Raw genomic sequence first — 7,748 nt, 5'->3', positions numbered from 1 at the left:
ACTTTTGATGTGGTAGATCCCTCTAAATCCGTTAAGAAATTCAAGGGATGGGTACATTTGATCAGGTAATTACTGACAAGGATATCATCCTCTTTGATGGTGTTTGTAATCTATGCAATGGGGCCGTCAACTTTGTATTGGACAGAGATCCTGATGAGCAATTTTTCTTTGCATCACTGCAATCACAGACCGCCACAACACTGCTGAAAGACCAACACTATGACCATACTTCCTTAAAAAGTATAATAGTGATCACGAAGGAAGGCAAGCTTCTCACCAGGAGTGATGCGGCTTTGTACGTAGCAGGAAAGCTTAAAGGAGGCTGGAAGTTGATGTCAGTGTTTAAGATCATTCCTACAGTTATACGCGATTTTGTATATGACATCATTGCCCGGTACCGCTATACCCTTTTCGGAAAAAGAGACCAATGCCGTATCCCCACCCCTGAATTGCGGCAGCGGTTTTTAGATGCTTATTAAAAAATCCTTTAATTTAGCGCCCCGATTCATCAAATAAAAACAAACTTATGACGGCATATGTATTTCCCGGTCAGGGAGCTCAATTTCCCGGTATGGGCAAGGAATTGTATGACAATAATCCAAAAGCTAAGGAGCTGTTTGAAACGGCAAATGAAATTCTTGGCTTTCGGATAACAGATATTATGTTTGCGGGGACTGCTGAGGACCTGAAACAAACTAAAGTGACGCAACCTGCTATATTTTTGCATTCTGTTATTGTGGCGCTTACTGCAGATAACTTTAAGCCTGATATGGTTGCCGGCCACTCTTTGGGAGAGTTTTCTGCTTTAGTAGCTAACAAGGCACTGTCGTTTGAGGATGCATTGAAGTTGGTATCTCATCGAGCATTGGCTATGCAGAAGGCATGCGAAATCAATCCTTCAACGATGGCCGCTATATTAGGCCTTGAAGATGCCAAAGTGGAAGAAATATGCAACGGGATAGATGATGTGGTAGTGGCGGCAAACTATAACTGTCCCGGTCAGCTTGTGATCTCCGGGTCTAATAGAGGTATTGAAGTAGCTTGTGAGCAGATGAAGGCCGCAGGAGCCAAAAGAGCGCTACCACTACCTGTGGGTGGTGCATTCCATTCACCGTTGATGGAGCCGGCCAGAGAAGAGTTAGCCGCTGCTATCAAGAATACGTCATTCAATAAACCGATTTGCCCGGTATATCAAAACGTAAATGCTAAGCCGTCAACCGATGTGGAAGAGATCAAAGAAAACCTGATCGCACAGCTCACAGCGCCTGTAAAATGGACGCAGTCCGTACAACAGATGGTGCATGATGGGGCTTCCACTTTTGTGGAGTGCGGTCCCGGGAAGGTATTGCAAGGGCTCGTAAAAAAAATTGCTTCGGAAGTAGAGGTAAGTAGCTGCTAAAGGCAGATCCTGTCATTGGTCACTTGTTGCTGGGTTTCTCATCAACTGGTGACTAATGCACCATTCAACCACCAAACCATTAACCATTAACCAATAACTAATAACCAATAACCAATAACCAATAACCAATAACCAATAACCAATAACCAATAACCAATAACCAATAACCAATAACCAATAACCAATAACCATTAACCATTAACCATTAACCATTAACCATTAACCATTAACCATTAACCATTAACCATTAACCATTAACCATTAACCAATAACCAATAACCAATAACCAATAACCATTAACCATTAACCATTAACCATCCTTTCAACTTCCAAAGGATCGGTACATTCGTTAAGTAACTGCTGATTGGTTTTTTTTAGAAAGGGGTGCAGGAAGTCCGGTGCAATTTCAACCAAGGGAACAAGTGTAAACCTTCTATCCTGGATTCCGGGGTGTGGAATGTTTAATTTTTCTAAGCTAATGACCCGGTTGCTGTAGTATAAAATGTCAATGTCAATTACCCGCTCACCCCACTTTTCTCTTCTAACCCTTCCCAGTTCTTCTTCAATAATATTGATAGCTGCCAGCATATCTACCGGAGTAATGGCTGACTTCACTTCAATTACCTGGTTGTAGAAAGAAGGCTGATCTGTTTTTCCCCATGCGGCTGTTTCATAGAGTGCAGATTTTTTAATAATAATACCGAGCCGGTGCGATATTTTCGCTCTGGCTTTCTCCAGTATCATTTTTTTATCACCCAAATTTGAGCCTAATAGTAAAAATATTCCTTCTATCATAAATCCACCCAAAAATAGGAACCTCTGTTTTATAAATGCGTGTTTAGTTATTAATTTTGATACTTTATTAACCCTTAATAACATGAATTTTCTGCGAAATTTATTAGCGTCATTCCTCGCTCTGGTTATCTTTAGTGTTTTAGCCTTTTTTCTCTTCTTTGGCATAGTAGCCGCATTTGTTGGCTCTTTTTCTAAAAAAGATGTCGTTGAGGTAGCTGATAAGTCTGTTTTGCACCTTAAGTTGGATAAGCCTATCTCGGAAGTAGAGTTTGAAAATCCGCTTGAAGTGTTGCCGATCTTTTCAGGGGCGCCCGCTACCATAGGCCTTGTCCAAATTAAGGAAGCCATACGAAAGGCCAAGGACGATGATAAAATTAAAGGGATATATCTTGAGGCGCCTTTTGTGATGGCGGGTATGGCTGTTGTGGAGGAAGTGCGGGATGCTTTGGAAGATTTCAGGTCATCAGGAAAGTTTGTGGTTTCCTATGCGGAGTTTTACTCTGAAGGCGGGTATTACCTGGCTTCTGTTGCAGACCATGTTTATATGCATCCGGAGGGTTTCCTGGAGTTCAACGGCCTGAATACTAACGTCACGTTTTTTAAGGGCCTTTTTGATAAACTGGAGATAGAGCCTCAAATATTTAGAGTGGGTGACTTCAAAAGTGCAGTAGAGCCGTTTATGAGAAAGGATATGAGCGAAGAAAACAGATTGCAGTTGAGCTCTCTTATTAATGCTGCTTATAAAAATGTTATAGACAACATCGCTGAGTCAAGGAATGTTGCGTCCGCCAGGTTGATGGAAATATCAAACAATATGCTTGCCAGAAAGCCACAGCAAGGAGTGGAGTTTAAGCTTTTGGATAGTCTCGTTTATATGGATCAGGTATTGGCAGTAATGAAGGAAAAAGCAGGCACCTCTCAGGATGAAGAGTTGGAGTTGATAAAATACGAGAAATACAAAAAAACGGTTTCCAAGTATAATAAGTCTAAGAATGAAATAGCTGTGATCGTAGCATCCGGTGAAATTGTGCCTGACAAAGGCGATATAAATACTATAGGATCTACGAAGTTTTCCGAAGAGATAAGAAAAGCGAGGGAAGATGATAACATAAAAGCGATTGTTATCAGGATCAATTCACCAGGAGGGAGCTTTGTAGCCTCTGATGTAATGTGGAGGGAGATAAAACTAGCCGGTGAAAGCAAGCCGGTAATAGCTTCAATGTCGGATGTAGCTGCCTCTGGAGGGTACTATATGGCTATGGCATGCGATACCATTGTAGCTCAACCCAATACCATTACCGGATCAATAGGTATTTTCGGTATTATTTTTAACCTTCAGGGTTTTCTTAATCATAAGCTCGGTATTACCCATGACGAGGTGCAGACGGGCAAATATTCCGGGCTCTATACCATGGTAAGGCCTCTTACGGAGCAGGAAAAGCAGATCATTCAGGATGATGTGGAGGATGGATATGAAACCTTCATCACCAAAGCTGCGGAAGGTAGAGATATGACCGTTGATGAAATTAAAAAAATAGCATCAGGAAGAGTCTGGACTGGCGATCAGGCAAAAAATAATGGACTGGTGGATATTCTGGGAGATTTGGATGACGCTATTAAAATAGCAGCAGGTAAAGCCAACCTTGGCGATGACTACAAAGTAAAATACTACCCGAAACAGCGTACTATCTTTGAAGAGATATTGCGGGACCTGGAAGGTGATACACAGGCAAAAGCCATAAAGAAGGAGTTGGGTGAGTTTTATCCCTACCTTGAGGCGATAAAGAATGTGCAAAAGCAGGAAGGCATTCAAACAAAAATGCTGTATGAGTTCAACCTTGATTAATATATAGTGTATCTAAGAAAATGCCAATGTCTGCGTTACGCTTGCCTCAAAAATGCTTCCCGACAGTTGTATGACAGTTGTGCGAGACTCCGCTTTTTGAGGGCTTCTCCTGCTCTGGCCCGAATGTTTTCTTAGAAACACTTAGAGTTTTCTTATTAGCACCATAGGGCATATACCCTATGATTGTCAGCCAAATTTTCATTAGCAATGTAAATTGTTAGAATAAACCGATGAGGTTTCACCTTTATGTGTTTACTTTGATCGTTCGTTTTCGGACCCGATTTTTAAATACGAATTGAATCATTACTATGACCGAAGTAAGAAACAACTGGACGAGAGAAGAGATCAGCGAAATATATAATTCTCCCGTTCTGGATCTGATATACAGAGCAGCTACTGCTCACAGAGAGCATCATAACGCTTCAGAAGTGCAGGTGTGTACACTGCTTTCCGTAAAAACAGGGGGCTGCCCTGAAGACTGTGGCTACTGCCCGCAGGCAGCACGATATCATACTGATGTGAAGGTGCACAAGCTATTGGCTACTGAGGAGGTGTTGCAAAAGGCTCAGGAGGCGAAAGATGCCGGTAGCACCAGGTTTTGTATGGGAGCAGCCTGGAGAGAGGTGCGAGACAACCGGGACTTTGATCGTGTGCTGGATATGGTGAAAGGGGTAAATAATCTGGGGCTTGAAGTATGTTGTACATTGGGTATGCTTACTGAAGAGCAGGCGCAAAAGCTTAAAGATGCCGGATTATATGCCTATAATCACAATCTCGATACCAGCGAAGAGCACTACAAGGAGATCATATCTACCAGAACATATGATGACAGGCTGGACACCCTTGAAAATGTTCGTAAGGCGAAAATATCTGTCTGTTCCGGTGGAATAATAGGTATGGGAGAAAGTGACTCCGACAGAATAGGAATGCTGCATACGCTGGCTACCCTCCCTGAACATCCGGAATCTGTGCCTGTTAACGCATTAGTGCCTGTAGAAGGTACCCCTATGGCTGAGCAACCTAGGGTGTCTATATGGGAAATGGTAAGAATGATCGCTACAGCGCGCATAATAATGCCCAAGGCAATGGTCAGACTCTCTGCAGGACGTGTAAGGATGAATATGGAGGAGCAGGCACTATGTTTTATGGCAGGCGCCAATTCTATCTTTGCAGGAGATAAACTCTTAACAACCCCCAATCCGGATGTAGTTCAGGACGAAGAAATGTTCCAAACTCTGAATCTTATTCCAAGAAAAGCATTTAAAGGAGAGGCTTCAGTAAAATTTGAGCAGATACCGGGGTAGCCTGGTTGCTGGTCGCTAGCCGCTAGCCACTCGTTTTTAGACGGATTAAACAAAAAAGCCTGGAAAATCCAGGCCTTTTTGTTTTTTGTCACCAAGCAACAAGCAACCAGTAACCAGCGACCAGTAACCAGCAGCCAGTTAGTCTTTCGACATACGCTTACGCTCGTTCTCGTCCAGGTAGATCTTTCTCATCCTGATCGACTTTGGTGTAATTTCCAGGTATTCATCTTTTTGGATGTATTCCATCGCTTCCTCCAGAGAAAATCGCTTCGGAGGGGCTATTTTGGTATTCGTATCCGAACCTGATGCACGCATATTAGTCAGCTTTTTGCCTTTTTGTACATTGACAACAAGGTCATTGTCTCTCGAATGCTCACCAATAACCTGACCTGTATACAAATCTTCCCCGGGTTCTACAAAGAAGATACCACGATCTTGTAGCTTATCAATAGAATAACCAGTGGCAGGTCCTGACTCCATGGAGATTAGAGAGCCGTTGATCCTTCCGGGAATATCGCCCTTATAGGGAGCATATTCCTTAAATCTGTGAGTCATAATGGCTTCACCGGCTGTAGCCGTTAGCACGTTGTTTCTTAGTCCGATCAATCCCCTTGCAGGTATGTCAAACTCCAGGTGTTGCAGGTCGCCTTTGGGTTCCATCACCGTCATTTCCCCCTTTTTCATACTCACCAACTCAATCACCTTCCCGGCAGATTCCTGAGGTACATCTACCACCAGGTGTTCAATAGGCTCATGCTTCACACCGTTGACCTCCTTAATGATTACCTGAGGCTGCCCCACCTGTAGTTCATAGCCTTCACGCCTCATGGTCTCTATCAATACCGACAAGTGTAGAATACCTCTGCCGAAAACATTGAACTTATCTTCAGAGGAAGTATCTTCAACCCTTAGAGCCAGGTTTTTCTCTGTTTCCTTGTAAAGTCTTTCGCGGATATGTCTCGAAGTAACAAATTTTCCCTCTTTACCGAAGAAAGGGCTGTTATTGATAGTAAAAAGCATACTCATAGTAGGCTCGTCAATAGCGATCCTGGGCAGTGGCATAGGATTGTTGATATCGGTTACCGTATCACCGAGTTCGAAATCTTCAATACCGACCAGAGCGCATATCTCTCCGGAGGAGGCTTCAGGTACTCGTTTTTTGCCAAGGCCTTCGAAAATGTGTACTTCTTTTACTTTATTTCTTTTTACAGAACCATCCTTTTTGGTTAACCCGATAGTATCACCTTCTTTAACAGTTCCCGTAGCAATTCTGCCAATGGCGATCCTGCCTACATAAGCAGAAAAGTCAAGGGAGGTCACTCTCATTTGTAAAGTGCCCTCATTTTGCGGAGCAGGAGGGATATATTCCACTATCGCGTCAAGCAGAGGAATAATATTGTCAGTAGGCTGTTTCCAGTCAGTGCTCATCCAGCCTTGCTTTGATGAACCATACAGCGTTGGGAAATCCAACTGGTCCTCTGTAGCATCCAGGTTGAACATCAGGTCAAATACCTGCTCATGAACTTCATCCGGACGACAGTTCTCTTTGTCAACCTTATTTACAATAAGTATAGGCTTCAATCCCAATGAAAGTGCCTTGCTTAACACAAAACGTGTCTGCGGCATCGGACCTTCGAAGGCATCTACAAGAAGGAGCACTCCATCAGCCATTTTTAATACACGTTCTACTTCACCACCGAAGTCTGCGTGGCCGGGAGTATCTATAATATTGATTTTTACATCTTTATATCGAACAGAAACGTTTTTGGACACGATCGTTATCCCTCTTTCTCTCTCCAGGTCGTTATTGTCCAGTATCAGGTCATCAGTTTCCTGATTTTCGCGAAGAATTTTTGAGGCATGAATAATTTTGTCAACCAGTGTAGTTTTACCGTGGTCAACGTGCGCTATGATAGCAACATTACGAATATTTTGCATAGATGAAAATTAAAGCCGCAAAATTACAAAACTAAAAGGAAAGATGGTGTTGAGGGTGGTAATTTAATTTGTGACGGAAGACGGAAGACGGAAGACCGAAGTCAGAAGCAGAAGGGCGGAACTTTCGTAAAATCCTTCTTAAGACGTGAAGTCCTTTGACTAAAGCAACTCCAAAAATCGCCACTCATCACTAATCTCCTCCCGGGAGGAGACACAGAGGTGGGTAAAAACCAGAATCGGAAGCATGGGCTGCTAAGCTGGGAGAAATGCTTGCCCCCGATGGAGAGTCACGTGTTACACAATCATTAAACTTGCACCAGCTTGAGAAAGACCACCTCCGCCCGCGGAGGACAGTGCTGTTTGAGTTTTCGAAAGGGAGTTTTAGTTACTTTTCTTTTTTTAAGACTTAACGGGAATGGGTCACACAAGCAATGCTCAAGATCGTTATACGTTCACTAATCTCCTC

At 43.0% G+C, this 7,748-nt stretch carries 6 protein-coding genes; 4 read left to right on the top strand and 2 right to left on the bottom strand.

Going from position 1 to position 7,748, the window contains the following annotated elements; all coding sequences use genetic code 11:
* Window positions 1-47: 47 nt before the first annotated feature.
* The gene (locus C900_RS27080) at window positions 48-479 is read left to right on the top strand and encodes a thiol-disulfide oxidoreductase DCC family protein (RefSeq protein ID WP_009583691.1); all 432 of its coding nucleotides are present in this window, start codon (window positions 48-50) and stop codon (window positions 477-479) included.
* 47 nt (window positions 480-526) lie between these two features.
* Window positions 527-1,399, top strand: coding sequence for an ACP S-malonyltransferase (gene fabD / locus C900_RS27075; RefSeq protein ID WP_009583690.1), 873 nt, complete (start codon window positions 527-529; stop codon window positions 1,397-1,399).
* A 303-nt stretch (window positions 1,400-1,702) separates the two neighbouring features.
* On the opposite strand, the gene folK is transcribed toward fabD, so the two are convergent.
* Window positions 1,703-2,194 (bottom strand): 2-amino-4-hydroxy-6-hydroxymethyldihydropteridine diphosphokinase, encoded by a 492-nt coding sequence (gene folK / locus C900_RS27070; RefSeq protein ID WP_040497668.1) that lies wholly within the window; start codon window positions 2,192-2,194, stop codon window positions 1,703-1,705.
* A gap of 82 nt (window positions 2,195-2,276) precedes the next feature.
* Between folK and sppA the strand changes: the two genes are divergently transcribed.
* Window positions 2,277-4,040, top strand: coding sequence for a signal peptide peptidase SppA (gene sppA / locus C900_RS27065; RefSeq protein WP_009583687.1), 1,764 nt, complete (start codon window positions 2,277-2,279; stop codon window positions 4,038-4,040).
* Window positions 4,041-4,348: 308 nt separating this feature from the next.
* The gene (gene bioB, locus C900_RS27060) at window positions 4,349-5,344 is read left to right on the top strand and encodes a biotin synthase BioB (protein WP_009583686.1); all 996 of its coding nucleotides are present in this window, start codon (window positions 4,349-4,351) and stop codon (window positions 5,342-5,344) included.
* A gap of 138 nt (window positions 5,345-5,482) precedes the next feature.
* Here the strand turns inward: bioB and typA are convergent, their stop codons facing one another.
* Window positions 5,483-7,282 carry a translational GTPase TypA gene (gene typA, locus C900_RS27055; RefSeq protein WP_009583685.1) on the bottom strand — a complete coding sequence of 600 codons (1,800 nt, stop codon included), beginning with the start codon at window positions 7,280-7,282 and terminating at the stop codon, window positions 5,483-5,485.
* Between the last annotated feature and the right edge of the window lie 466 nt (window positions 7,283-7,748).

The sequence above is a fragment of the Fulvivirga imtechensis AK7 genome (assembly GCF_000331535.1).
GTDB lineage: Bacteria > Bacteroidota > Bacteroidia > Cytophagales > Cyclobacteriaceae > Fulvivirga > Fulvivirga imtechensis.
This window is presented reverse-complemented; position numbering and strand designations above follow the sequence as displayed.